At 59.8% G+C, this 22,184-nt stretch carries 24 protein-coding genes and 1 pseudogene; 8 read left to right on the plus strand and 17 right to left on the minus strand.

Annotated features, from left to right (window positions below):
• Positions 1-7: 7 nt before the first annotated feature.
• The 5 genes from JJN09_RS28755 to puuE form a co-directional block, all read right to left on the minus strand.
• Positions 8-1,321 carry a urate hydroxylase PuuD gene (locus JJN09_RS28755; protein WP_249484829.1) on the minus strand — a complete coding sequence of 438 codons (1,314 nt, stop codon included), beginning with the start codon at positions 1,319-1,321 and terminating at the stop codon, positions 8-10.
• A gap of 51 nt (positions 1,322-1,372) precedes the next feature.
• Positions 1,373-1,876, minus strand: a complete 504-nt coding sequence (locus JJN09_RS28760) for an ureidoglycolate lyase (RefSeq protein ID WP_007960046.1) — start codon at positions 1,874-1,876, stop codon at positions 1,373-1,375.
• 141 nt (positions 1,877-2,017) lie between these two features.
• Positions 2,018-3,013 carry an allantoicase gene (alc, locus tag JJN09_RS28765; protein WP_249484830.1) on the minus strand — a complete coding sequence of 332 codons (996 nt, stop codon included), beginning with the start codon at positions 3,011-3,013 and terminating at the stop codon, positions 2,018-2,020.
• Between the two features lie 87 nt (positions 3,014-3,100).
• Positions 3,101-3,616, minus strand: a complete 516-nt coding sequence (uraD, locus tag JJN09_RS28770) for a 2-oxo-4-hydroxy-4-carboxy-5-ureidoimidazoline decarboxylase (RefSeq protein WP_249484831.1) — start codon at positions 3,614-3,616, stop codon at positions 3,101-3,103.
• Positions 3,613-4,539, minus strand: coding sequence for an allantoinase PuuE (gene puuE / locus JJN09_RS28775; RefSeq protein WP_249484832.1), 927 nt, complete (start codon positions 4,537-4,539; stop codon positions 3,613-3,615). The genes uraD and puuE overlap by 4 nt, the downstream gene beginning before the upstream one ends.
• Positions 4,540-4,959: 420 nt before the next feature.
• On the opposite strand from puuE, the gene uraH reads away from it, so the two are divergent.
• Positions 4,960-5,313, plus strand: coding sequence for a hydroxyisourate hydrolase (gene uraH, locus JJN09_RS28780; RefSeq protein WP_011333195.1), 354 nt, complete (start codon positions 4,960-4,962; stop codon positions 5,311-5,313).
• A 104-nt stretch (positions 5,314-5,417) separates the two neighbouring features.
• On the opposite strand, the gene JJN09_RS28785 is transcribed toward uraH, so the two are convergent.
• From JJN09_RS28785 to JJN09_RS28800, 4 genes are all read right to left on the minus strand, one after another.
• On the minus strand, positions 5,418-7,043 hold the full coding sequence (locus JJN09_RS28785; protein WP_249484833.1) for a hypothetical protein: 1,626 nt from the start codon (positions 7,041-7,043) through the stop codon (positions 5,418-5,420).
• Positions 7,044-7,228: 185 nt separating this feature from the next.
• Complete coding sequence (locus tag JJN09_RS28790; RefSeq protein WP_249484834.1) at positions 7,229-7,858, minus strand: LysE family translocator; 630 nt, start codon at positions 7,856-7,858, stop codon at positions 7,229-7,231.
• A gap of 88 nt (positions 7,859-7,946) precedes the next feature.
• Positions 7,947-9,296, minus strand: coding sequence for an NCS2 family permease (locus tag JJN09_RS28795; protein WP_085710637.1), 1,350 nt, complete (start codon positions 9,294-9,296; stop codon positions 7,947-7,949).
• Positions 9,297-9,615: 319 nt separating this feature from the next.
• Positions 9,616-10,062: a MarR family winged helix-turn-helix transcriptional regulator gene (locus tag JJN09_RS28800; protein WP_249484835.1), complete on the minus strand. Its 447-nt coding sequence runs from the start codon at positions 10,060-10,062 to the stop codon at positions 9,616-9,618.
• Between the two features lie 82 nt (positions 10,063-10,144).
• Between JJN09_RS28800 and JJN09_RS28805 the strand changes: the two are divergent.
• A pseudogene (locus tag JJN09_RS28805) lies at positions 10,145-11,310 on the plus strand (PLP-dependent aminotransferase family protein).
• Between the two features lie 32 nt (positions 11,311-11,342).
• Here the strand turns inward: JJN09_RS28805 and JJN09_RS28810 are convergent.
• The 5 genes from JJN09_RS28810 to JJN09_RS28830 all read right to left on the minus strand — a co-directional run bounded on the left by JJN09_RS28810 (position 11,343) and on the right by JJN09_RS28830 (position 14,113).
• Positions 11,343-11,714, minus strand: a complete 372-nt coding sequence (locus JJN09_RS28810; RefSeq protein WP_096822943.1) for a glutathione S-transferase N-terminal domain-containing protein — start codon at positions 11,712-11,714, stop codon at positions 11,343-11,345.
• Positions 11,715-11,815: 101 nt separating this feature from the next.
• Positions 11,816-12,361: a GTP cyclohydrolase I FolE gene (folE, locus tag JJN09_RS28815; RefSeq protein ID WP_003204506.1), complete on the minus strand. Its 546-nt coding sequence runs from the start codon at positions 12,359-12,361 to the stop codon at positions 11,816-11,818.
• Between the two features lie 77 nt (positions 12,362-12,438).
• Positions 12,439-12,996, minus strand: coding sequence for a Smr/MutS family protein (locus JJN09_RS28820; RefSeq protein WP_085732349.1), 558 nt, complete (start codon positions 12,994-12,996; stop codon positions 12,439-12,441).
• Positions 12,997-13,070: 74 nt separating this feature from the next.
• Positions 13,071-13,391 carry a hypothetical protein gene (locus JJN09_RS28825; RefSeq protein WP_249484836.1) on the minus strand — a complete coding sequence of 107 codons (321 nt, stop codon included), beginning with the start codon at positions 13,389-13,391 and terminating at the stop codon, positions 13,071-13,073.
• Between the two features lie 131 nt (positions 13,392-13,522).
• Entirely contained in the window at positions 13,523-14,113 is a 591-nt protein-coding gene (locus JJN09_RS28830; RefSeq protein WP_249484837.1) for a cysteine hydrolase family protein, read from the minus strand.
• 239 nt (positions 14,114-14,352) lie between these two features.
• On the opposite strand from JJN09_RS28830, the gene prmB reads away from it, so the two are divergent.
• Positions 14,353-15,261, plus strand: a complete 909-nt coding sequence (prmB, locus tag JJN09_RS28835) for a 50S ribosomal protein L3 N(5)-glutamine methyltransferase (RefSeq protein WP_249484838.1) — start codon at positions 14,353-14,355, stop codon at positions 15,259-15,261.
• A gap of 42 nt (positions 15,262-15,303) precedes the next feature.
• Here prmB and JJN09_RS28840 read toward each other — a convergent pair whose 3' ends face one another.
• Both JJN09_RS28840 and JJN09_RS28845 read right to left on the minus strand, forming a co-directional pair.
• Positions 15,304-16,095, minus strand: a complete 792-nt coding sequence (locus tag JJN09_RS28840) for a hypothetical protein (RefSeq protein ID WP_249484839.1) — start codon at positions 16,093-16,095, stop codon at positions 15,304-15,306.
• A gap of 97 nt (positions 16,096-16,192) precedes the next feature.
• Positions 16,193-17,146, minus strand: a complete 954-nt coding sequence (locus tag JJN09_RS28845) for an alpha/beta hydrolase (protein WP_249484840.1) — start codon at positions 17,144-17,146, stop codon at positions 16,193-16,195.
• A 130-nt stretch (positions 17,147-17,276) separates the two neighbouring features.
• Here JJN09_RS28845 and aroC point away from each other — a divergent pair, with 130 nt between their 5' ends.
• From aroC to mtnC, 5 genes are all read left to right on the plus strand, one after another.
• Positions 17,277-18,368, plus strand: coding sequence for a chorismate synthase (gene aroC / locus JJN09_RS28850; protein ID WP_096822949.1), 1,092 nt, complete (start codon positions 17,277-17,279; stop codon positions 18,366-18,368).
• A gap of 31 nt (positions 18,369-18,399) precedes the next feature.
• Positions 18,400-19,545 carry an MFS transporter gene (locus tag JJN09_RS28855; RefSeq protein ID WP_249484841.1) on the plus strand — a complete coding sequence of 382 codons (1,146 nt, stop codon included), beginning with the start codon at positions 18,400-18,402 and terminating at the stop codon, positions 19,543-19,545.
• Positions 19,542-20,168 carry a methylthioribulose 1-phosphate dehydratase gene (locus JJN09_RS28860; RefSeq protein ID WP_085710648.1) on the plus strand — a complete coding sequence of 209 codons (627 nt, stop codon included), beginning with the start codon at positions 19,542-19,544 and terminating at the stop codon, positions 20,166-20,168. Before JJN09_RS28855 ends, JJN09_RS28860 begins: the two co-directional genes overlap by 4 nt.
• A 91-nt stretch (positions 20,169-20,259) precedes the next feature.
• Positions 20,260-20,805 carry an acireductone dioxygenase gene (locus JJN09_RS28865; protein WP_007959995.1) on the plus strand — a complete coding sequence of 182 codons (546 nt, stop codon included), beginning with the start codon at positions 20,260-20,262 and terminating at the stop codon, positions 20,803-20,805.
• 4 nt (positions 20,806-20,809) lie between these two features.
• On the plus strand, positions 20,810-21,493 hold the full coding sequence (mtnC, locus tag JJN09_RS28870) for an acireductone synthase (RefSeq protein ID WP_249484842.1): 684 nt from the start codon (positions 20,810-20,812) through the stop codon (positions 21,491-21,493).
• Positions 21,494-21,569: 76 nt separating this feature from the next.
• Here mtnC and JJN09_RS28875 read toward each other — a convergent pair whose 3' ends face one another.
• Entirely contained in the window at positions 21,570-21,848 is a 279-nt protein-coding gene (locus JJN09_RS28875; RefSeq protein ID WP_007959992.1) for a DUF3509 domain-containing protein, read from the minus strand.
• Between the last annotated feature and the right edge of the window lie 336 nt (positions 21,849-22,184).

Genomic DNA, 22,184 nt, shown 5'->3' on the forward strand with positions numbered 1-22,184 from the left:
TTATTGCTTAATTGGTCTGGGCTCCCTGGGCGATCCATGCACCGATCAGGTCACGTTCCTGCTGGGTCATCTGTGTGATGTTGCCCAGTGGCATGATCTGCGTGGTGATGGCTTGCGCCTGGATCCGTGCCGCGTTCTGGCGGATCTGCTCTGGGGTGTCGAACATCACACCGGCAGGTGCAGCGCTGAACAGCGGGCTGGTCGGTTTGGCCGAGTGGCAGACCGCGCAGCGTTCCTGGATCACGTTGTGCACCTTGTCGAAACCCGGGCCGGCGTTGGACGCCTGAGCCGGAGCCGCGGCCGGTGCAGCAGGTGCGGCCGGTTGTGTAGCTTCAGCCGGTTTCGCGCCACCACCCAACGCCGTTTCCGGCAGCGGCTGGTACTCGATTTTTGCTGGAGCCTTGGCCACTTCCGGCGCGGTCGGCATCGGCGCAGGGCCGGTGACGTAAGCCAGGGTGATCATGCCCACCGCTGCCACTGGCAGGGTCCAGGCAAACTTGTGGCTGTCGTGACGGGTGTTGAAGTAGTGACGCACCAACACCGCCAACACTGCAATCCCGGCCAGGATCAGCCAGTTGTACTGGCTGCCGTAAGTGCTCGGGAAGTGGTTGCTGATCATGATGAACAGCACCGGCAGGGTGAAGTAGTTGTTGTGACGCGAACGCAGCAGGCCTTTGGCCGGCAGCGCCGGATCCGGCGTGCGGTTCGCGGCAATCGCGGCCACCAGTGCGCGTTGCGCCGGCATGATGATGCGGAACACGTTGCCGACCATGATGGTGCCGATGATCGCGCCGACGTGCAGGTACGCACCACGACCGCTGAACACCTTGCTGAAGCCATACGCGGCGCCGATGATCAGCACGAAAAGGATGCCACCGAGCAGGGCAGGGCGTTTGCCCAGGGCCGAGTCGCACAGGAAGGAGTAGATGAACCAGCCGAGGAACAGCGAGCCGATACCGATAGCTACGCCTTCTGGACCGCTCAGAGTACTGCCGGGAGCCAGCAGGTAGAGCGTCGGATTGGAGTAGAACACCACGCACAGCAGCGCGATCCCCGACATCCAGGTGAAGTAGGCTTCCCATTTGAACCAGTGCAGGTTCTCCGGCATCGACGGAGGGGCCAGTTTGTATTTTTCCAGGTGATAGATACCGCCGCCGTGGATCGCCCACAGATCACCGGCCAGACCGGTTTTCGGGTTGACGCGGTTGAGGTTGTTCTCCAGCCAGACGAAGTAGAACGACGCGCCGATCCAGGCCACGCCAGTGATCATGTGAACCCAGCGCACGCTCAGGTTCAGCCATTCCAACAGATGTGCTTCCACAGTCTTTACCTCTCGCCTGTCACTCTTGTTGTCGAGTGATCAGACCTTCTCTTATTGGTGGGGGGCGAGGATCAAACGCTCATCCTCTTTGAAAAAATGCTCATCGCAGTTATTGCCTGTGCCACTGCGATCAACCACCAGGAAGTCATCCCGCTTTTCGATCGTCAGCACCGGGTGGTGCCAGACGCCGCGATGGTAATTGATGCCCTGCCTGCCGTTGGTGACGAAGGCGCGGACCAAGCCTGATACAGGTTCATCGCCAAGTGGCGCGACCACGATCAGAAAGGGGTTGCCGAGCAGCGGAATGAAAGCCTGGCTGCCCAGCGGATGGCGTTCCAGCATGCTGACGGTCAGCGGCATGTCCTGCGCGTCGGCGCGGAAGATGCTGATGATCGCGTTGTCCTCAGGCGTCGCGGTTTCGACCGTCGCCAGTTTGTGGAAGCGCATGGTCGAACCGTTGTTGATCATGAAGTGATCGCTGCCGTCGGTTTCGATCACGTCACCGAAAGGGGCGAAGGCTTCTTTGGTCAGCGGTTCAATCGTCAGTGTGCGCATGCTGTTCTTCTTATCCAAAATTCTGTGTTGTTAGAACTATCGCCATCGTCGGAACGCCGCCCGGGGCAAGCCCGCTCCCACAGTGGACTGTGGCGTTCACAAAACCTGTGGGAGCTGGCTTGCCAGCGATTGGGTCCAACCTTATTTAGCGACCTTGCCCAATACGCGCAGGCGGCTCACACCACCATCCGGGAACACGTTCAGACGGATGTGGGTGATCGGGCCCAGTGCCTTGATCTGCTCGACGAAGGTGTGTTCGGCGTGCATTTCCAGCTTCTGGCTTGGCAGCAGATCGCGCCAGAACAGCGACTGGGTTTCGATCTGGCTGTCGGTACCGCCCTTGACGAACGCGCCCTGGATCGAGCAGGTGTCCGGGTAGTTGCCCTTGAAGTGCAGGGTGTCGACGATGATTTTTTCGATCTCGCCCGGGTGGCCCAGTGCGACGATGACCCAGTCATTGCCTGGCGTGCGACGACGTGCGGTTTCCCAGCCATCGCCCATGTTGATGCCACGGCCCGGGTTGAGGATGTTGCTCATGCGGCCGAAGTGTTCGTCGGAGCAGGCGAGGGCGCGGCCACCGTTGAGGGCTGCAGCCAGGTCGACTTGCTCGTTGTCGCCGACAGCCGACCAGTCGCGATGCGGAACACCATACACGCGCAGACGTGCAACACCGCCGTCCGGGTAGATGTTGAAGCGCAGGTGGCTGAACGCCTTGTCGTTGCTGATTTCGTGGTAGTGGTGGCTGTTGCCTTGCAGCTCGACGGCCGACAGCACTTCAGTCCACTGGGTGTTTTCGTCCGGCTCGCCCGACGCCAGGAAGCACGCTTCCAGGGAGGCCGATGGCGGGAAGTTGCCGGTGAAGAATGAAGTGTCGATGTCCACGCCTTTGATCGAACCCGGTACGCCCAGACGGATCACCGCGCTGTCGTAGCCTTCGAAGCGCTTGCGGCGCGATTCCCAGCCGTCCATCCACTTGCCGTTGTCATCGAACACGCCCTCCTTCCACACGGCCGGGGTCGGCTGAAACAGACGATTGGCGTCTGCGAACCAGTCATCGGTGACCGAGATGATTTTGGTGCCCAGACGGGCATCGGCCAGGTTGACGAACTTCTCGAAAGGTACGGCGTAAGCTTTCATTCTTCTTGTCTGCCTTTAAATAAGTGGCTTGGGATGCTTGCGAGGCCCTGGGCGTTCTCCGCGTTTGACACGCTCGGGCCATGCTCGCTAAAGAGTCAGTAAACGGAACAGGGCAATCTTGTTGATCTCCGCCAGCGCGCATTTGAACTCGGTGTTGACCGGGTTGTGAATGCGCGTTTCGAACGCCGCGAGGATCTGATGCCGGTTGCTGCCTTTTACCGCCATGATGAAGGGAAACTTGAACTTGGCTTTGTAGGCGTCGTTCAGCTCGGTGAAGCGAGAAAACTCTTCGGCCGTGCATTGGTGAATACCGGCGCCAGCCTGTTCATTGGTGCTGGCTTCGGTCAGTTGGCCCTGGACGGCGGCTTTGCCGGCCAGGTCCGGGTGAGCGTTGATCAATGCCAGTTGACTGGCGTGATCGGCGCTCAACAGGATGTCGCTCATGCGCTGGTGCAGGGTTTCGATCTGGTCGATCGACGCGTCCTGGCCCAGGTCGAAGGCCTTCTCGGCCACCCATGGCGAATGTTCGTAGATGTCGGCGAAGGCTTTGACGAAGGCGTCGCGGCTCAGGGTCGACGGTTTCAGGGTTTGAAAGGTGCTCATCTGGCAGCCCCTTGGTACGGGTGGGTTTCGTGCCAGTGACGAGCGATGTCGACGCGACGGCTGAACCACACCTGTTCATGACTTTTGGCGTATTCGATGAAGCGCTTGAGCGAAGCCAGACGACCCGGGCGGCCGATCAGGCGGCAGTGCAGGCCGATCGACAGCATTTTCGGCGCTTCAGCACCTTCGGCGTAGAGCACGTCGAACGCATCTTTCAGGTATTCGAAGAAATCGTCGCCCTTGTTGAAACCCTGGACCTGGGTGAAGCGCATGTCGTTGGTGTCCAGGGTGTACGGGATCACCAGGTGCGGCTTGCCGGTCGGGTTGTTCGGTTCCCAGTAGGGCAGGTCGTCGTCGTAGGTGTCGCAGTCATAGAGGAAACCGCCTTCTTCCATCACCAGCTTACGGGTGTGCGGGCCGGTGCGACCGGTGTACCAGCCCAGCGGGCGCTCGCCGGTGAGTTCGGTGAGGATGCGGATCGCTTCGAGCATGTGCTCGCGCTCCTGCGCTTCGTCCATGTACTGGTAGTCGATCCAGCGGTAGCCGTGGCTGCAGATCTCATGGCCGGCCTCGACCATCGCGCGGATCACGTCCGGATGACGTTGGGCGGCCATGGCCACGGCGAAGATGGTCAGCGGAATGTCGAATTCCTTGAACAGTTTCAGGATCCGCCAGACGCCGGCACGGCTGCCATACTCGTAAAGCGATTCCATGCTCATGTTGCGCGCGCCTTGCAGAGGCTGCGCCGCGACCATTTCCGAGAGGAAGGCTTCCGATTCTTTGTCGCCGTGCAGGATGTTGCGCTCGCCGCCTTCTTCGTAATTGAGCACGAAGGACAGGGCGATCCGGGCATTGCCCGGCCAGTGTGGGTGAGGAGGGTTACTGCCGTAACCGATCAGGTCGCGTGGGTAGTCAGCGCTCACTGCAGTCTTCCTTCTTATTCGTTGACAGGTTGTGTAACGGCCTGCACAGGCTGGCGTCACAGCGATGGGCTGATTGTATACAACTTTATTCTCAATTTGTAAGCCTGAATTTTCGCATTTTTCACCGGCTGTCATCTTTTACTGTTAATGGCGTGAGCCTGCAAGAAACCTGCCTGACCAGTCAGCTAATGGACTGGGGGTTCAATGAATGCATGGTGCAAGGGCAGATCATCGGGAAATCTGGGGATGGCGGGGGTAGAAGGAAAAATGTCGTTTTTATTGTGTACAATTTTTTTGAAAAGTGTCTTAATCAATCGCTCGCCGCAGCTTTTCGTGCTCCGAAACGGTGCGGTCTCCTTTTCAACTGACTTCGGGAGGCGCGAAGTCTGACTGCTCCTCGCAGGCAGGCGCGCAGAATCAATGGGACGTTTGACAACACACGTTTTGGACGCTGCACACGGTTGCCCGGGCAGCTCGATCAAGGTCGAGCTTTACCGCGTTGAAGGTTCGCACCTGGAATTGGTCGCCAGTGCGCTTACCAACAGCGATGGCCGGGTCGATGCGCCGCTGCTGCAAGGCGATGACTACCGTACCGGTGTCTATCAGGTTCAGTTCCACGCCGGCGATTACTACCGCGCCCGTGGCGTCCAGTTGCCGGAGCCGGCATTCCTGGACGTGGTGGTGCTGCGGTTCGGCATCTCCGCCGAACAGGATCACTACCACGTACCGTTGCTGATCTCGCCTTACAGCTATTCCACGTATCGGGGCAGCTGACCCCCAAGCAGCTGCCTCCACCGGGAAGCGACTGCGCATATAGCTTCTTTGGTCTTTCGCCCGCTCACACTGCGGGCTTTTTTTATCCTCTCGCCCGCAAAGCCTCAAAGCCTGGCGTAATCATCCCGGATGATGAAAAACGTATCCGGATGAGGCGCGAACGTTTGCACGCCCCCTCTGAGCCAGACCACTTTGTTCACCGCATGAGCCGCTTCTACGGCTTGGGCAGCATCCGGTCCGACCTGATCTATCAGCCTGATATTCGAGGTGTTCGGATCCTGATTCAAAGGCTGATGAATCTGGCGGCCCTTGACGCGGTGCAGGCTTAGAAAAAAAACCAAGTCATGCCCTGTCCGCTTGAACACGACAGCCGCAAAGCTTTGTGCAGCGCTGGGTTCAAACACGCTGTAACCGTTGCGCGTCAGGAGCCCCGCTGCGAAGCGCTTTATATCGCCCGCCGATTGGCTCGGCATGAAGTAGCTCCATTCCTGCCGAAATCGGACCGGGTCGAAATCCAGACGACGCAGGCCGTTTCTCACGTTGGCAACGGGCAGCTCGATCTTCTGGTTGCCTTCAGTTATGGATCGCGGCAGTGACTCAAGCATCAGCAGCGGATCGACCAACTCCGAACGGGGGTTGATGGTGCCGGTTTTCCAGTCATTGAACGCTTGACGCAACAGGGTCAGACCGGTGCCGGTCGCCAGCTCGGAGCCATTGGCGAGAATGAATTGCCGTTTGGCGACATTGTGCAGGGTGATGTCCGACAACTCGGGAAAGTAGCTGGCGACGGTGTCTTTCATCGGTCTCTGGAACGGCAAGGTCGGATCGATTTCCCACTGATGGGCGGGAGGAATGCGAATGGCGCCGCGAGGTTGCTGCAGAAAGTCTGTGCGCAACGTCCGATCCAGAGTGGCGTAGTCGTAGATCAGGTGGTACGGATGCTTGATGTAGACAATCGGATCATTGGGTGCCGGGCCGCGGGGCAGGGTCCGGTATCGGGATCCATTGATATTGATGTCGTCAGGTGAGTCCTGTTGGCCGATGATGCCCCATGTCTTCCAGGGGTCAATCAGCGCATCCAGTTCAGTGTCGGCAATCGCGCGGTTCACGCCGGAAGTTTCACCGGGCTGCTGTTCATCACCCGCAATACGAGGTCGTTTGGGCGGTATAACGTTCGCGTTGTCACCAGGTGCGGGGACGCGGGTGACGAACAGTTGTGAAGCGTCAGTGCCCAATGGACTGTCCGAGGCTAGCGGGCGCCATTGCACGGTGCCCGCGACCTGCTCGAGTCGGGGGCCGGATGCCCAGAGTTCGTTCGACATTCGGGCTCTGATATTGCTTTGTAAATCCGTGCCGAGCAAAACCGTTCCGCCATCGATCAGATCGACATAGGTATGCGGCCCGGCGGTGCGAAATCCTGTCAGCAAGTCGGGCTGGGGCAATCTGTCCACCAGTCGGGGCGCCAGGAAGTAACCGGCAATCGGGCGATCATTTGCGACGCGAGCGATGTGGGTGCCGGTGGGTAGATCGGCGATCTGAAAGGTCGTTGGCGAGGAGCCGGACGGCAGGTTGCCGCGTACGGTGAGCAGGTTGGCGGTCTGGTCAAGGTGCGGATGTTCGATGTGAAACGGTTGCCGGGCGGATATTTCAGGCGTCGTGTCACGGATAACCGGGGTGCCTTGATCTGGCGGCAGCGGTGTTTTCGGGCGGATCGGTTTTTTCGGGCTCATTGATCGTTTGGCTCACAGGGTCCAGATAGCGGAGCGCTCAATGATGGTCAAGCCGGCACTTTACCGTGCGGTACATATGTCTATCAGTTGGGGCAGTTGATGCCGGGTGTTTCCCTCGGGGGAGTGGGGCGGTGGTGAAAATCGCCGCCACTTCGATCAGAAACGGCGGCCATGCACATCGGAAATCAGTGACTGCTCAACAAGGACGCTGCACCTGCGCCGCCGAACAGTCCGGCGCTGATGCGGTTGAACCAGCTCTGGCCCCTGCCACTGCGCAGGTAACGCGCTGCACCGTGGGCGCCGAGGCCGTAGGTCAGCTTGCACAGCAGATCGAGCACCGTCCAGGTTGCAATCATCACCAGCAGTTGTGGCAGAAACGGCTGCTCGGCGTTGAGGAACTGTGGCAGGAATGCGGCAAAAAACAGAATGTCTTTCGGGTTACTGGCGCCCAGTACAAAAGCACGGCCGAACAACGCACGGAAACGCGGAACCGGCGCCGCCTCCGGCACTTCGGCACCCACCGATGGCTGGCGCGATTGCTGCCAGCTCTGCCAGGCGAGATAGAACAGGTACAACGCGCCGACGATTTTCAATGCGCTGAACAGTTTTTCGGATGCCAGCAGCAGGGCGCCCAGCCCCAGTGCCGAAGCGCTGAGCAGGCAGATCGATGCACTCACACCGCCCAGAAAGGCCGGGTAAGAACGGCGCAAGCCGTAATTCAGGCTGTTGCTGATCATCAGCAATGACAGTGGCCCCGGAATCAGGATCACCACCAGCGCGGCGCCGCTGAACAGCAGCCAGGTTTCCAGACTCATCACTTGCTCCTTTTTTATCGTTATCAAAAATGTGCAAAAGCCCCACCCGGTGGGGTGAGGCTGTTTTGACGCTCGAACCGCGTGACGCTTACAAGAAGATGAACTTGGCGATGAAGATCGCGCAGAGCACCCACAGGCTGACAGAGATCTCTTTGTATTTACCGGTGCCGGCCTTCAGCGCGACATAGGTAATGAAGCCCAGCGCAATGCCGTCGGCGACCGAGAAGGTCAACGGCATCATGATCGCGGTGACGATGGCCGGAATGCTGTCGGTCGCTTCGTCCCATTCGATGTGCGCCATGCCGCCCATCATCAGCATCGCTACATAAATCAGCGCGCCGGCGGTGGCATAGGCGGGAATCATGCCGGCCAGCGGTGCAAAGAACATCGCGGCTATAAATAGCACACCGACGGTCACTGCGGTAAGACCAGTCCGACCACCAGCCGCTACACCGGCGGCACTTTCCACGTAGCTGGTGACCGGCGGAACACCGACGACTGCACCGAATACGCTGGAGGCGGAGTCGGCTTTCATGGCGCGGGAAAGGTTTTCGATGCGGCCGTCAGCGCCCACCAGATTGGCGCGCTGGGCAACGCCCATCAGGGTGCCGGCGGTGTCGAACATGTGCACGAAGAGGAAGGCCAGTACCACGCTGATCATGCTGACGTTGAACACGCCGGCGACGTTCATGGCCATGAAAGTCGGCGCCAGGCTTGGCGGGGCGGACATGATGCCCTCGTAGTGCACCAGACCAATCCCCCAGCCAGCCAGGGTCACGGTGATGATGCTGATGAGGATCGCGCCGAACACCTTGTGGTAGCTGAGGATTGCGATCATCAGGAAGCAGATGGCGGCGAGCAGCGGGCCGGGTTCACGCAGCGAGCCAAGCTTGATCAGCGTGGCCGGGCTGTCGACGACGATGCCGGCGGTCTTCAGGCCGATCAGCCCGAGAAACAGACCCACACCGGCGCCCATCGCAAAGCGCAGGCTGACCGGAATGCTGTTGAGCAGCCATTCGCGAATCCGCGAAAAGGTCAGGATCATGAACAGCACGCCCGAGACGAACACTGCACCGAGCGCGGTTTCCCAGTTGTAGCCCATGGTGCCGACCACGGTGTAGGTAAAGAACGCGTTGAGGCCCATGCCCGGCGCCAGGCCCACCGGCCAGTTGGCGTACAGGCCCATCAGCAGGCAGCCCAGCGCGGCGGCGATGCAGGTGGCGACGAAGGCCGCACCATGATCGATCCCGGCATCGGCCATGATGTTCGGGTTGACGAAGATGATGTAGGCCATGGTGATGAAGGTTGTCAGACCGGCGATCAGCTCGGTCTTCACCGTGGTGCCATGCAAGCTGAGTTTAAAGAGGCGCTCAAGCAGGCCATTGCGTAACGGCGGCGAGAGTTCCAGCGTCGATGCTTCGGATTTGCGGCTTTCCACAGCGAGTACTCCTCAAGAGTTTTATTGTTATTTCCAGGGCCGGACCCTATGAGGGGGTGGCAGCGGCCCTTTGAGGCATACGCGAATTTGTTGACCATGCGGTCAGGAACTCGCACGTTGTGGATTATGCTTTTGTATACAAATAAAGCAAATAATGTTTTTGGTTTTGTCGACGAAAGTTTTGCCGATAGGGATATATCACTCGCCAGGGCCTCATCGCTGGCAAGCCGGCTCCCACAAAAACCGAAGATATACACACATTTTCCAGTCGCCTGAGAACCCTGTGGGAGCTGGCTTGCCAGCGAAGAGGGCCGGGCATTCAGTCGAGAGTTGTCTGGTTTTTCCCCAACGCCATATTCACCGCCAGCCAGCCATTCACCGCGTTTTCGCCAGCCTCGGCAAACACCCGTTCAAGCAGTTTCACCTGCTCGCGGCGCAGCGCCTGTTCAAATTTCGCGCCTTCGACGGTCAGTTCCAGCAGACGCTTACGCTTGTCAGCCTCGGACGCCACGCTGTCCACCAGGTGCATTTCCTGCAACTGACGCAGCGGCATGTTCAACGCCTGTTTGCTCACACCGAGCAGCGCGAGCAACTCCTTGACGCTCAGGTTCGGGTAGCGGGCGATGAAAAAAACGATGCGCTGATGCACTCGGGACAGGCCGCGACGCTCGAGCATTTCGTCGGCCTTGGCGGTGAACGCCTGATAACCGAAGAAGAACGCTTCCATGGCTTGCTGTTGGCTGGTGCAGTTTTTAAGGTCAAGCATATTGACGTTTCCAGTGAGGCTGTCGTAATTTCAGTCAACAAGTTTGACTCATTTTTCTCATGCCTCGCTAGCGGTGACTTCCATGGCTTTTTCCGAACGTGTCTCGCGTCTCAAAAGTTCTCTGATCCGTGAAATCCTGGCCGCCGCTCAGCGCCCGGAAGTCATGTCCTTCGCCGGCGGCTTGCCTGCCGAAGCCATGCTGCCGAGGGTCGAATGGGCCGACATGCCGCTGTCCCTCGGCCAATACGGCATGAGTGAAGGCGAGCCTGCGTTGCGCGAAGCGCTGGCGGCAGAGGCGAGGGCGTTGGGACTTGCCTGTGAGGCCCGTCAGGTGCTGGTGGTCAGCGGTTCCCAGCAAACCCTCGATCTGGCGGCCAAGCTGTACATCGACAGAGGCACCGAAATCCTGCTGGAAGCGCCGACCTATCTGGCGGCGTTGCAGATTTTCCAGCTGTTCGGCGCCGATTGCCTGACCGTGCCGCTGGAGGCTGACGGACCGAACCTTGCGCAGTTGCGCCAGCGTCTGGAACGGCATCGCCGGCATTCATCTACCTGATCCCGACTTTCCAGAACCCGTCCGCCGTACGCTACAGCGAAGCCAAGCGCGAAGCTGTCGCCGCATTACTTGACGAGTTCGGCGTGACCTTGATCGAAGACGAGCCTTACCGCGAACTGACTTTCGACGGCGGCAGCGCCAAACCGATTGCCGGTCGTTTGAAGACATCCAGTTGGATCTACACCGGCACTGTTTCGAAAACCCTGTTGCCGGGCCTGCGCGTCGGCTACCTGATCGCGAGTCCGGATTTGTTTCCGCACCTGCTCAAGCTCAAGCAGTCGGCGGATCTGCACACCAATCGCATCGGTCAATGGCAGGCGTTGCAGTGGATTGGTAGCGAAAAGTATCAGCAGCACTTGAGTGAATTGCGCGGCTTCTACCGCCAGCGTCGCGATGCTTTTCAAGCGGCACTGGAAACTCACTTCGCCGATCTGGCGGACTGGAACACCCCCCAGGGCGGGCTGTTTTTCTGGCTGACCCTGAAGCAGCCGCTGGACACGCGCACGTTGCTGAACACCGCGTTGGCCAACGATGTTGCGTTCATGCCGGGCGAGCCGTTCTTCCCAGAGCCGGATCGCAATCACGGTCATCTGCGTCTGAACTTCAGTCACATTGACCCGGCCAGGCTGGACGAAGGGCTCAAACGTCTGGCGGCGGTGGTGCGTCAGGCACAGGCCGCGCTGGCTGCATAAAAAAACCGGCCATCAGGCCGGTTTTTTTTGATTCAGACTGCGGCGAACCGCTTGTTCAGATATTCGATGATCGTGTTGGACTCATACATCCAGGTGGTCTGACCGTTCTCTTCGATGCGCAGGCACGGCACTTTGATCTTGCCGCCCTGTTCCAGCAGGGTCTGGCGATCCTGCTCGTTGTTTTTCGCATCCTTCAGGGCCACCGGGACATTCAGGCGACGAAGGCTGCGGCGGGTCTTCACGCAGAACGGGCAGGCGTGGAACTGATACAGGGTCAGGTCTTTCGCGGCGGTATCCACCTGAGCCTGGGCAGCGGCGGGGCGCTGTTTCTTGCCCGGACGGGTCAGGAAATCAACGAAGATGATCAGTTGGCCGAGGCCGACACGAAGCGCTTTGACGAACACGTTACAAGCCTCACAGGGACATTGAAGAAGGCGCGCAGCTTACCCGATTTTTCACGGGCGAAAAAAAACCGGCGATCAACGCCGGTTTTTTCTGTCACGAATTACTTGATCAGGCTTAGAAACTCGCTGCGAGTCGCCGCGTTTTCACGGAACTCACCGAGCATCACCGAAGTGATCATCGACGAGTTCTGCTTCTCCACACCGCGCATCATCATGCACATGTGCTTGGCCTCGATCACCACGGCCACGCCCAGCGCGCCGGTGACCTGCTGGACCGCATCGGCGATCTGGCGGCTGAGGTTTTCCTGAATCTGCAGACGGCGGGCGTACATGTCGACGATCCGCGCGACCTTCGACAGGCCCAGCACCTTGCCGCTAGGGATATAGGCGACGTGGGCCTTGCCGATGAACGGCAGCAGGTGGTGTTCGCACAACGAGTAGAGCTCGATGTCCTTGACCAGCACCATTTCGCTATTGTCGGAGCTGAACAGGGCACCGTTGGTGACCTCTTCAAGCGTCTGTTCATAACCGCGGCAGAGGTACTGCATGGCTTTGGCGGCACGCTTTGGCGTGTCGAGCAGGCCCTCGCGGGAGACGTCCTCGCCCAGTTGGCCGAGAATCGCGGTGTAATTCTGTTCCAGGGACATGAAACTACCTGTGGGGATTTTCGCAAAGGGCAAGGGTACGGTGGCGGACACGACCCTGCAAGTTCGGTGTGACGGGATTATTCGTCGCGGCCTTCCATCATGGTGCGTTTGAGCATCACGTAAACGGCGCCAGCGCCGCCGTGTTTCGCCTGGCACGAGCAGAATCCAAGCACTTGCGCATGCTGACGCAACCAGGTGTTGACGTGGCTCTTGATCATCGGTCGCTTGCCGTCCAGCCGCACAGCCTTGCCGTGGGTGACGCGCACGCAGCGGATTTCGAATTTGGTCGCTTCGGCAAGAAACGCCCAAAGGGTTTCCCGGGCCTTTTCGACGCTCATGCCGTGCAGGTCGAGGCTGCCTTCGAACGGGATCTGCCCGACCTTGAGCTTGCGCATCTGGCTTTCCTGCACGCCGTCGCGGGCCCACATCAGTTCGTCTTCCGGCCCGACGTCGATCACGAACTGATCGGACAGACCATCAACGGTGGTGGTTTCGGTGCGGATGGTGGCGGACTGGCGCAGTTTGGCGATCTGTGCACGGTCAGCCTTGGGTTTGCCGGTGTCGGCGCGGTCGTGCTTGATCGGCTTGACGCCTTGGATCGCACTTTTGAACAGGGAAAAATCGTCGTCTTGCATATCAGCCTCCGCGAAGGGCGGCCAGTTTACCCAAACAGACACAAAACGGCCCGGCAAAAAGCCAGGCCGTCGATTCAATCGTGTTTTTTCATCAGGTGCGGGGACATGTTCAGTTCCCGCGATTGCCGCGCGCGACGCCGGCAGCGACGCCACAGCGCGACGCCGAAATACAGGAACAACAGGCCGACGGCCAGAATGATCGCCGAGCCCATGGGTGTTGCGTTCAAGTCGCCGAGTGCCGGCGGGTGCCCCAGCAAGCTGGCGGCCCCGGCCATTGCCAGCAGCACGCCGAACATCGCCAGAATGGCGGCGATCGCTGCGCCGAAACGAAAACGCCAGTTGCTTTGGCCTTTGGGCCGCAAGCGGCGTGCGTCAAATCCATCGGATAACTTCATTCCGACCTTCCTCAATGGGTATCGGCCCTTCGACCGGGAGTTGACCGGGTTGTTCCTGAGGCTAGGGTAATTGAAGCAAATGCGAGGTTTTTGCAGATGAGCGGCGGGCTGAGCCGCTCATTTACGCTCGATCAGATCAGGTCCTGGGTCAACGCGAGGGTGGCGAAGTTGTCGGCCATGATCGCCATTTCCGCCTCCTGAACCTGTTCGGCACTGAGCACGCGGCCCTTGAACGGCAGGTCACGAGTGGCGCAGGCGTCTTCGACCAGGGTGCAACGGAAACCCAGGTTCTTCGCCGCACGCACCGTGGTGCTGACGCTGGAATGACTCATGAAACCGCAGACGATCAGGTCGAGCGAGCCGAGGGTTTGCAGGCGATCGTAGAGTTCGGTGCCGTGGAAAGCGCTCGGCAGCAATTTACCGATGATGGTTTCATCACCCTGGGGTTCCAGGCCGGTGATGAATTCGCCTCGTTCGCCTTGGGGGTCGAACAGACCGCCGACGGTGCCGAGGTGACGCACGTGCACGATCGGACGGCCGGCTGCGCGGGCGGCGGCAACCAGTTGTTTGATGTTCGCGACAGCCGCGTCCATGCCGCTCAGGGCCAGCGGGCCGCTGAGGTACTCTTTCTGGGCATCGATGATGACCACGGTGGCATGGCTCAACGTGGCCGCTGCGTAACCGCGACCGCTGAGTTGAAACATCGTTTTTGGAACGGACATTCTGGGGCTCCTTGGGGTGGGGCTTTTGCGACATTGTCCTCTGGCTGAGCGGTTCTGTGAATCGCTACCATCGTAGGCACCGTCGTTACTGGCCTGCAGCCTCGTCAAGTTACACGTTCTGTTCAATAGCTGATAAAGAATTCGGAACACTCCTACCGTCGCCCCGGGATTTTTCCTGCGTCGTCGTGGCGCGTTTTGGCTGGTAGAATCGCCAGTCGTTTTTTCTGGAGTTCTGCCCCGTGATCACTTCCCGACTTCGTACTCTGCGCGACCACATCCGTTGGGCCGTCAGCCGCTTCCATGGGGAGGATCTGTTTTTCGGCCATGGCACCGACAATGCCTGGGACGAAGCCCGGCAGCTAGTGCTCGGCGCCTTGCACCTGCCATGGGAAATCAACGACAGCTATCTGGACTGTGCGCTGGAAGACGACGAACTGGTCAACCTGCAACGCCTGCTCAAGCGCCGGATCGAAGAACGCATTCCGACCGCCTACCTGCTGGGCGAAGCTTGGTTCTGCGGCATGTCGTTCATCGTTGATGAGCGCGTGCTGATCCCGCGCTCACCGATTGGCGAGTTGATCGAAAACCGTTTTGCACCGTGGATTGGCGACGAGCCGGCGCGGATTCTCGACCTGTGCACCGGCTCCGGCTGCATCGGCATCGCTTGCGCCTACGAGTTCCAGAACGCCGAAGTGGTGCTGGCGGATCTGTCGTTCGAAGCGCTGGAAGTGGCGAACCAGAACATCGAGCGTCATGGCGTCGATGAGCGTGTGTTCACCGTGCAGGGCGATGGTTTTGATGGTTTGCCGGGTCAGCGTTTCGACCTGATCGTGTCGAACCCGCCTTACGTCGATGCGGAGGATTTCGCCGACATGCCGGACGAATACCAGCACGAGCCGGAACTGGGCCTGGCCTGCGGCGACGATGGTTTGAACCTGGTGCGCCGGATGCTCGCCGAAGCGGCCAATCACCTGACCGAGAAGGGTTTGCTGATCGTCGAGGTGGGTAACAGCCAGGTCCACGTCGAAGCGCTGTACCCGGAGGTCGATTTCGCCTGGCTGGAATTCCAGCGCGGTGGGCATGGCGTGTTCATGCTGACGGCTGAACAGTGCCGCGATCATCAGGCGCTGTTCGCTTCCCGCGTCTGACCTGAACCGATCGTTCCCACCTCGGTGGGAACGATCATTGGCTTAGCGGTGCGTGGCAATCCAGATCAGCAAACCCGCCTGGAACACCGCAAACGCCACCAGGCAAGTAATGGTGAAACGCAAGCCTGCGTCTTCACGTTTGAACTTGCTGACCTTGTCTTCCTGTTTCTTCAGCTTCACTTCCTGCTCGGCCAGGTTCTGCTCGGCCTGCTGCAACATTTGTGCGGCCTCGAGAATCTCGACGATCTGCAGCTTTTCGCTGTTCCAGTCGCCCAGCAAGTCGCCGACCTGGACTTCCTTGACGCTGCCCTTCAAATGCTGGGCGTCGGCGTAAACCACATCAAAGCCATGCACGCGCAGAAAGTGATCGCGGCGCAGGCGGGTGTCTTCGTTCAGCGCGTCCTTGTTGTTCAAGTCCATGCCGTCGACGGTGTAGGTGGGCCAGCGCTTTTTCGCCCAGTTGATGCCTTGGGCTGCCATGTAGCGACCGATGCCACGGTTCAACGGTTCGATCTGCAAACCGCTGTCCGGGCCGAAGTGCACGCGTTTGGTCTTGTGGTCGACCCACACGTCGAGTTGGTTCTGCTCTTTGCGCACACGCTGCGCGGGCAGTTTGATCGACATGCGCATCAGGCTGTGTTCTTTGCTGTTGCGCTCGGCGTAACCGAACTCTACAAAGCGCAACGGCCGCCCGCCGGTATTGCGGTCGGTCTGCAACGGCGCCAGGCGGAGCATCTTGTGGTGCTCGACGTGGACATCCGCCCATGGCAGCTCGACCGCTGGCGGTGCGTCTTTTTCAGCGGTGGTGTCGGGTGAAGTCTGGGTATCAGTCATAACGGCGAGATCCTGTCCAAGCTGCTTGCCGCCAGCCAGTACGCTGGCGACAAAGACTTATCGGCCGTTTTCTACAGGACTAGAGGGCAAAAAGAGCTTAACGGGTACGAAGTCCGTCAATAAATTCGAGGATGCGTGTCCCCAATTCCGCCGCCAGCGGCAGATTCGGGTCCTTGTAGGACGCCATTTGCCGCTTCACGTCGTTGGGCACGATGCGCATCACATGGTTCATGCCTTCGATCAACGCCAGTGTCGCATCGGGTTTGGCCGCTTTGAGCAGATTGGCGTCATCGACCTGAACCTGAATGTCGTTGCTGCCCTGAACGATCAAGGCAGGCATTTTCAGTTGAGCGAAAGCGGCGGACGGATCCTGACGGAACAACGAAATCAGATATGGCTGCACACTCGGGCGAAAAATGGGCTGCAAGGGCGCCGGGACATTGTCGTCGGTGTGGCCGGCCTTGAGGCTGTCGAGCAACTCGTTGCTGCGCTGCATCAGTGGCGGCGGGAGACTGCGGGCCAGTTGCCGGCGCAAGACCTGATCGATCGGCCGGGCGGTTCCAGACAGCGAAATGACTGCGGCGGCGTCGACTTTCGGTGCGGCCAGACTGGCGATCAATGCGCCTTCACTATGGCCGAGGAGGATCAACGGACCGAAACGCGGATCAGCCTTGAGCTTCTGGCCCCAGGCTACGGCGTCCGCCACGTAGGCGTCCACCGACAAGTTTCGCTCATCCGGCGTCGCGGCCAGGCTCGCGGCCACCCCGCGCTTATCGAAACGCACGCTGGCGATATTGTGCTTGGCCAGCACCCAGGCCAGTCGTTTGAGGCTGTCGTTGCGCCCGCCGTCCGGGTTGTTTCCGTCACGATCCGTAGGACCCGAGCCAGAAAGAATGAGGACAACCGGCACCGGATTGTCAGACTTTGGCAGCAACAGCGAGCCGAAAAGTTCTCCGCTGCCGGTGTCCAAAGTCACCGGGCGTTGCAGGACGGTCGCCTGGACAAAGCCAGTAAACAGGGTAAGGCTCAAGATCAAAACTCGCAGCATCATCACGCCATCATTTGCAAAGGTGCCGGTTGCACTCACCAACACCGCCAAGGTTCGAGGATGAACTACTCGGTTAGCCTGCGTATACTGGCGCGCATCATGAATTTGGGTTTGATTTCACGGAGCGTCCTGCATGTCCGGCAATACCTACGGCAAGCTGTTCACTGTCACCACCGCGGGCGAAAGCCATGGTCCGGCGTTGGTCGCCATTGTCGACGGCTGCCCGCCGGGCCTGGAGATTTCCCTTGAGGACCTGCAGCGCGACCTCGATCGCCGCAAGCCGGGCACCAGCCGCCACACCACCCAGCGTCAGGAAGCGGACGAAGTCGAAATCCTCTCCGGCGTGTTCGAGGGTCGCACCACCGGCTGCTCCATCGGCCTGCTGATCCGCAACACCGACCAGAAGTCCAAGGACTACTCGGCGATCAAGGATCTGTTCCGTCCGGCCCACGCCGACTACACCTACCACCACAAATACGGCGAGCGCGATTACCGCGGCGGCGGTCGCAGCTCCGCGCGGGAAACCGCGATGCGCGTGGCGGCCGGTGCGATTGCCAAGAAATACCTGGCGACGCAGGGCATCGTCATTCGCGGTTACATGAGCCAGCTCGGCCCGATCGAAATCCCGTTCAAGACCTGGGAATCGGTCGAGCAGAACGCCTTTTTCAGCCCGGATCCGGACAAGGTGCCGGAACTGGAAGCCTACATGGATCAGCTGCGCCGCGATCAGGACTCCGTCGGAGCCAAGATCACCGTGGTTGCCGAAGGTGTGATGCCGGGCCTGGGCGAGCCGATCTTCGACCGTCTCGACGCCGAACTGGCCCATGCGCTGATGAGCATCAACGCGGTCAAGGGCGTGGAAATCGGCGCCGGTTTCGCCTCGGTCGCCCAGCGTGGCACCGAACACCGCGATGAAATGACCCCGGAAGGTTTCCTCAGCAACAACGCTGGCGGCATTCTCGGCGGCATCTCGTCCGGTCAGCCGATCGTGGCGCACCTGGCCTTGAAACCGACGTCCAGCATCACTACACCGGGCCGTTCGATCGACATTCACGGCAACCCTGCGGAAGTGATCACCAAGGGCCGTCACGATCCGTGCGTCGGCATCCGCGCCACGCCGATTGCCGAGGCAATGATGGCCATCGTGCTGATGGATCACCTGCTGCGTCACCGTGGTCAGAACGCCGACGTGCGCGTCAGCACGCCGGTGCTGGGCCAGCTTTGATGGGTGATCTCAAAGCCGCTGCGGTCTGACCGTGGCGGCGCTCCCGTACTGGCGGCTGTCCAGTTTCTATCTGTTCTATTTCGCCTTGCTCGGCTCGACGGCGCCGTTTCTGGCGCTGTACTTCGATCACCTCGGATTCAGTGCCGCACGCATCGGCGAACTGGTGGCGATCCCGATGCTGATGCGCTGCGTGGCGCCGAACATCTGGGGCTGGCTCGGCGACTACACCGGCAAACGCCTGGCTATCGTGCGCTTTGGCGCGGTGTGCACGCTGCTGACCTTTTCGCTGATTTTCGTCAGCAAGACCTACGCCTGGCTGGCGATGGTCATGGCCTTGCACGCGTTCTTCTGGCACGCGGTGTTGCCGCAGTTCGAAGTCATCACCCTGGCGCATTTGCAGGGCCAGACCTCCCGCTACAGCCAGATTCGGCTGTGGGGCTCGATCGGTTTCATTATCACCGTGGTCGCGTTGGGGCGATTGTTCGAATGGCTCAGCCTCGACATCTACCCGGCGGCGCTGGTGTTGATCATGGCCGGTATCGTGCTCAGCAGTCTGTGGGTGCCGAACGCGCAGCCGGTCCAAGGCAATCGTCCAACCGGTGAGGGCTTTCTCAAGCAACTGCGCAATCCCGGAGTGCTGGCGTTTTACGCTTGCGTGGCGCTGATGCAAATGAGTCACGGCCCGTATTACACGTTTCTGACTTTGCACCTCGAACGACTGGGTTACAGCCGTGGCGTGATCGGAATGCTTTGGGCGGTCGGCGTGGTGGCGGAAGTGCTGATGTTCATGGCCATGAGCCGGATCCTTGCGCGTTTTTCTTTGCGTCGCGTGCTGATGGCGAGTTTTCTGCTGGCGGCACTGCGCTGGTTGCTGCTAGGTTCGTTCGCCGAATTCCTCTGGGTGCTGCTGTTTGCCCAGGTGCTGCATGCCGCGACGTTCGGCAGCTTTCATGCCGCTGCCATCCAGTTCGTGCAACGTAGCTTCGGCGCCCGTCAGCAAGGGCAGGGCCAGGCGTTGTACGCCGCACTGGCCGGCACCGGCGGTGCGCTTGGCGCGCTGTATTCCGGCTACAGCTGGAATGCCCTTGGCGCGACATTGACCTTTAGTATTGCCAGTCTCGCGGCGCTCGCTGCTGCCGTTATCATTGCCACACGTATGCAAGAGGACAGGCCATGAGCCTTACGCGTGAACAGCTTGCCCAGCAAATCGTCGACGCCGGGCGTTTTCTTTACGGTCGCGGTTGGTCGCCGGCCACCAGCAGCAACTACTCGACGCGCCTGTCGCCGAGCGAAGCGCTACTGACCGTGTCCGGCAAGCACAAGGGTCAATTGGGCCTGGACGATGTGCTGGCGACCGACCTGTCCGGCAACAGCCTGGAACCGGGCAAAAAACCGTCCGCCGAAACCCTGCTGCACACCCAGCTCTATAGCTGGCGTCCAGAAATCGGCGCCGTGCTGCACACTCATTCGGTGAACGCCACAGTGCTGTCGCGCCTGACGCCGGAAGACTTCATCGAGTTCGAAGATTACGAGCTGCAAAAGGCCTTCAGTGGTATTTCGACCCACGAATCCCGGGTACGGGTGCCGATCTTCGACAACGATCAGGACATTGCACGGCTCGCCGCCAAGGTGCAGCCTTGGCTCGACGCCCATCCCGATTGCGTCGGTTATCTGATTCGCGGTCACGGCCTCTACACCTGGGGCGCGCAGATGAGTGACGCGTTGCGCCAGATCGAGGCCTTTGAATTCCTGTTTGAATGCGAGTTGAAGACCCGCAGCGTCATGAACCGCCAAGGCTGACTTCACCAGAACCAGCCCATTTGCCTGATGAATGCAGTGCCCGACCGGTCTCAAAGAACCGGACGGCAAGGCCGATACCGAGGAATGCCCCATGAGCAGCCTGTCCGTCTATCACGTTTCCAGCCCTGAGATTCCGAACAAGGTGCTGACCCATTTCGAAGACATCGCCTCGACCCTGGCCGAGCAGGGCGTGCGCTTCGACCGCTGGCAAGCCGCCGCGAAGATCCAGCCCGGTGCCAGCCAGGAAGAAGTGATCGGCGCCTACAAAGAGCAGATCGACAAGCTGATGACCGAACGCGGTTACATCACGGTCGACGTGATCAGCCTCAACAGCGATCACCCGCAAAAAGCCGAATTTCGCGCCAAGTTCCTCGAAGAACATCGCCATGGCGAAGACGAAGTACGCTTTTTCGTCGCCGGCCGTGGCCTGTTTACCCTGCACATCGACGATTACGTGTACGCCGTGCTGTGCGAGAAGAACGACCTGATTTCGGTACCGGCCGGCACGAAACACTGGTTCGACATGGGCGAGAACCCGCATTTCGTGGCGATCCGCCTGTTCAACAACCCTGAAGGTTGGGTCGCCAACTTCACCGGCGAAGACATCGCCGGCCGCTTCCCGCGCCTGGAGGACTGAGGCGATGTCGATCAAGGTCATTCTCACCGATATTGAGGGCACCACCAGCGCGGTGAGTTTTGTGTTCGACGTGCTGTTCCCGTATGCGGCGAAGCATCTGCCGGACTTCGTTCGCCAGAACGCCCAGCGCGCCGACGTCGCCGAACAACTGGACGCCGTGCGCCGCGACAGCAACGAGCCGCAGGCTGACGTTGAGCGAGTGGTAGAAATTCTGCTGGCCTGGATCGCCGAAGACCGCAAAGCCACACCGCTGAAAGCGTTGCAAGGCATGGTCTGGGAGCAGGGTTATCAGGCCGGGCAGTTGAAGGGGCATGTTTACCCGGACGCCGTCGAAGCGCTCAAGCGCTGGCATCAGGCCGGGTATCAACTGTTTGTTTATTCGTCCGGTTCGATTCAGGCGCAGAAGCTGATTTTCGGCTGCTCGGAAGCGGGGGATCTGACGCCGCTGTTCAGCGGCTACTTCGACACCACCTCGGGCCCGAAGCGCGAAGCGCAGTCGTACAGCAATATCCAACAGGCCATCGGGGTCGAGCCGCAGGAAATCCTGTTCCTGTCCGACATCGTGCAGGAACTCGACGCCGCCCAGTCAGCCGGCCTGCAAACCTGCGGGTTGGCCCGTGAAGGCGGGGAGTTGGCGGGGCATGTGACCGTCGACAGCTTTACCGGGATCGAACCGGAAGCGTTCTGAGTCCACACAATCGACGCGCAAAAAACAGGCCGTGAAGCGAAAGCTCCACGGCCTGTTTGTTTATGCGAGGTTCGAATTACATCGAGTGATAGGTCGGCAGAGCAAAGCGCTGCTGGCTTTGCAGCATGCCGATTTGCGGCAGCTCGCTAGCCTGCTCGGCCAGGTCACGGCGAATCGCGCTGATCGCCCACGACAGTTGGTCGCCGGCATGCAGTTGCTGATAGGTGAGCGCGCGTTTGAACACTTTGCCGTCGGCACTCTTCAACGTCAGCAGGATCCCGCCATCGGGACGCGGCGCAGTGGTGACGTTGAAGTTGGAGAACAGGGAGGTAAATTTTTCTTGGATCAGGCTCATGTCTTTCAGCTCCGTATGCACTTGAATGGCAAGCATGCAGAGAGAGTTGCAGTGATTGTGCCAGTATTCTTATTTTATAAAATCGTTATAAATCAATAAGTTATAAATATTTCAAATTCGGGTCGTCGTGCAATCTGCATGAATGGCCATCGTGCATCCTGCATTTTGCGGGATCGCGGTCGATCCGATGGAACCATTCCATCCGGCCGCAATCTCGCTTCGCCTTGTATCGTTGGCGGATACAAAACATTGCAAAAACCGCGTGTACAGCCCGCGAAGCCCTGACGTATTTTCGGCCTCGTCCCTCGCTCAAGAAGCGTCGGTTGCCTTACCCGA

It is taken from the genome of Pseudomonas sp. HS6, from assembly GCF_023375815.1.
Lineage (GTDB): Bacteria > Pseudomonadota > Gammaproteobacteria > Pseudomonadales > Pseudomonadaceae > Aquipseudomonas.

Coding starts and splice junctions, on each gene's coding strand:
- JJN09_RS28820 (WP_085732349.1), bottom strand. CDS start 12,996: ATGCAAGACGACGATTTTTCCCTGTTCAAAAGTGCGATCCAAGGCGTC.
- mtnC (WP_249484842.1), top strand. CDS start 20,810: ATGTCGATCAAGGTCATTCTCACCGATATTGAGGGCACCACCAGCGCG.
- JJN09_RS28760 (WP_007960046.1), bottom strand. CDS start 1,876: ATGCGCACACTGACGATTGAACCGCTGACCAAAGAAGCCTTCGCCCCT.
- JJN09_RS28800 (WP_249484835.1), bottom strand. CDS start 10,062: ATGCTTGACCTTAAAAACTGCACCAGCCAACAGCAAGCCATGGAAGCG.
- JJN09_RS28785 (WP_249484833.1), bottom strand. CDS start 7,043: ATGAGCCCGAAAAAACCGATCCGCCCGAAAACACCGCTGCCGCCAGAT.
- JJN09_RS28830 (WP_249484837.1), bottom strand. CDS start 14,113: ATGTCCGTTCCAAAAACGATGTTTCAACTCAGCGGTCGCGGTTACGCA.
- uraH (WP_011333195.1), top strand. CDS start 4,960: ATGGGACGTTTGACAACACACGTTTTGGACGCTGCACACGGTTGCCCG.
- JJN09_RS28875 (WP_007959992.1), bottom strand. CDS start 21,848: ATGAGCCTGATCCAAGAAAAATTTACCTCCCTGTTCTCCAACTTCAAC.
- JJN09_RS28840 (WP_249484839.1), bottom strand. CDS start 16,095: ATGACTGATACCCAGACTTCACCCGACACCACCGCTGAAAAAGACGCA.
- JJN09_RS28865 (WP_007959995.1), top strand. CDS start 20,260: ATGAGCAGCCTGTCCGTCTATCACGTTTCCAGCCCTGAGATTCCGAAC.
- aroC (WP_096822949.1), top strand. CDS start 17,277: ATGTCCGGCAATACCTACGGCAAGCTGTTCACTGTCACCACCGCGGGC.
- JJN09_RS28860 (WP_085710648.1), top strand. CDS start 19,542: ATGAGCCTTACGCGTGAACAGCTTGCCCAGCAAATCGTCGACGCCGGG.
- JJN09_RS28845 (WP_249484840.1), bottom strand. CDS start 17,146: ATGATGCTGCGAGTTTTGATCTTGAGCCTTACCCTGTTTACTGGCTTT.
- JJN09_RS28790 (WP_249484834.1), bottom strand. CDS start 7,858: ATGAGTCTGGAAACCTGGCTGCTGTTCAGCGGCGCCGCGCTGGTGGTG.
- alc (WP_249484830.1), bottom strand. CDS start 3,013: ATGAAAGCTTACGCCGTACCTTTCGAGAAGTTCGTCAACCTGGCCGAT.
- uraD (WP_249484831.1), bottom strand. CDS start 3,616: ATGAGCACCTTTCAAACCCTGAAACCGTCGACCCTGAGCCGCGACGCC.
- folE (WP_003204506.1), bottom strand. CDS start 12,361: ATGTCCCTGGAACAGAATTACACCGCGATTCTCGGCCAACTGGGCGAG.
- JJN09_RS28825 (WP_249484836.1), bottom strand. CDS start 13,391: ATGAAGTTATCCGATGGATTTGACGCACGCCGCTTGCGGCCCAAAGGC.